Here is a 2,238-nt window from a genome sequence, read left to right on the forward strand (position 1 = left end):
GTAAATTTTAAATTTCTGTATTATTTTACTATTGACAAAGAATTTTGTCCATGCTTTATCGGATTTATTTTCTAAGAATAATAACTTATTAACTCTTAACTATGTAAACTCTTTTCACTAATAATGACGCCATCTTCATCCGCATAAACATATTCATTTGGATTCCAATCCACTTGTCCAAAATGCAATGAAATATTTCGTTCTCCTTTTCCTTCTTTCACACTTCTATTTGGCATTGTCCCTAACGCTAAAATACCAATATTAATATTCTTTAGTTCACTAGAATCACGAACATACCCATTCACAATAATTCCTGCTAGCTTTCTTTCTTCCGCAATAGCTGCCAAATTATCACCAAGTAATGCACAATTCCTAGACGCTCCGCCATCAACAACTAATACTGTTCCTTCTGGTAATGTTTGCAATCCTTCCTTCACTAGTACATTATCATCTTTTACTTTTACAGTTGCAATTTTCCCGTGGAATTGTTCTTTCTTCCCAAAAGACCGAAAAGACTGGCGACATATTTGTAATTCCTTTTCAAATTCATCACATAGATTTGTAGTTTTCCACATCTTGTTCCCTCTTTTCCTTTTTCTTTCTACATAACATATTCTTGGCTTATTATCGTTTCCCTGTCTAATATTGCAATAATTTGTATGTACGGGAAAAGGATACAAAAACTATTGCCTTAAGAAGCTACCTTTATTATAATCTATTTCACAGATTAAATTCAGAATATTAAAAATTAACCAAGTGAAGAAGGAGGGATTTTATGCAAATACAAACTGAGGCAAAAAAACAACCTAGTAAACAAAAGTTTAAAATGCCTGATGCGTACGTACTACTATTTTTTATTGCTTTACTTTGCGCCATTGCTACTTATTTCGTTCCCGCTGGAGAATTTAAAAGAGTTACAAATGGGACCGTTACAACGACAATACCGGGAAGCTATCATTCTGTTCCACAATCACCTGTAGGATTTGTTTCTTTTTTTACCGCTATTGAAAAAGGAATGACACTTGCTGCTCCTATTATCTTTCTAATTTTATTTACAGGTGGAGCCATTGCAATTCTTGAAAAGACAGGTGCCCTTGACGGTTTAATCTATCATGTTATTAACAAATTTCGTAATCAGCAATTACTTTTCATATGTATTGTCGCTGCACTCTTTTCCATTCTCGGAACGACTGGCATTATCGTTAACTCAGTTATCGGCTTTATCCCTATCGGCATCATCGTTGCCCGCACATTAAAATGGGACGCTATCGTTGGCGTAGCAATTATTTATTTAGGCACTTATGCTGGTTTTAACGCTACTATTTTATCCCCCTCACCTTTAGGCATTTCACAAAAGATCGCAGAACTTCCGATGTTTTCGGGAATTGGTTTACGCACAGCTATCTATATATCTTTTTTACTTGCCACTATCCTTTATATTAATTGGTATGTAAAGCGCTTGAAAAAATCGAATAAAGGAAGCATCCTTGGCGACAACTGGTTTCCAAGTAACGCTCTTTCAAGCGAAAAAGAAGCAGAGAAAAAGGAAGTTCCTTGGACGATACGTCATAAATTAATTTTACTCGTTGCAGCTTTATCATTAATTGCATTTTTAATAGGCGCTTTTCGTCTACATTGGACGGACGCAGAAATGACCGCTACTTTTATTTTCATAGCAATTACAGCCGGAATAATAGGTGGTATGAAAGCAAACGATATCGCATCTACTTTTCTAACTGGCTGCCAAAATCTTATCTACGGTGCTCTAATCGTTGGAATGGCTCGTTGTATTTCAGTCATTTTAGAACAAGGCAAATTACTTGATACTATCGTTAACCAACTCGCACAGTCTCTTGAAGGACAAAGCCCTGTATTTGGCGTTATCGGTATGTACGTAAGTAGTGCTGCATTACATTTCCTTATTTCATCCGGGACAGGAGAATCGGTTATTTTTATTCCGATATTAGCTCCATTAGCTGATTTCATGCACATTACACGCCAAGTTACAGTACAGGCTGTTATGCTCGGCGAGGGTGTAGTAAACTGCCTTAATCCAACTTCCGGTGTTTTAATGGGCGTTCTCGCAGCAAGCGGGATTTCTTATGGAAAATGGATTCGTTTCATGGCTCCACTTGCACTCATTTGGTTTATCATTGGACTTGTTTTTCTTATTGTTGGGGTGAATATTGAGTGGGGACCGTACTAAAATACCCATATATAATTAACTTGATAAAATAT

Annotated in this window: 2 protein-coding genes; one reads left to right on the forward strand and one right to left on the reverse strand. The window is 36.2% G+C overall.

All coding sequences use genetic code 11. The features are described from left to right. Nucleotides 1-95: 95 nt before the first annotated feature. A complete protein-coding gene (gene rraA / locus ACQGS6_RS26950) occupies nucleotides 96-575 on the reverse strand; it encodes a ribonuclease E activity regulator RraA (protein ID WP_326318593.1) in 480 nt (159 codons plus the stop codon). A 200-nt stretch (nucleotides 576-775) separates the two neighbouring features. Between rraA and ACQGS6_RS26955 the strand changes: the two genes are divergently transcribed. Continuing rightward, nucleotides 776-2,206, forward strand: coding sequence for a YfcC family protein (locus ACQGS6_RS26955; protein WP_001166972.1), 1,431 nt, complete (start codon nucleotides 776-778; stop codon nucleotides 2,204-2,206). Nucleotides 2,207-2,238 lie beyond the last annotated feature (32 nt).

It is taken from the genome of Bacillus sp. GMs2/2 (assembly GCF_050172095.1).
Lineage (GTDB): Bacteria > Bacillota > Bacilli > Bacillales > Bacillaceae_G > Bacillus_A > Bacillus_A cereus.

Excerpts from the sequence above, each read along its gene's own strand:
- rraA (WP_326318593.1), bottom strand. The coding sequence starts at position 575 with ATGTGGAAAACTACAAATCTATGTGATGAATTTGAAAAGGAATTACAA.
- ACQGS6_RS26955 (WP_001166972.1), top strand. The coding sequence starts at position 776 with ATGCAAATACAAACTGAGGCAAAAAAACAACCTAGTAAACAAAAGTTT.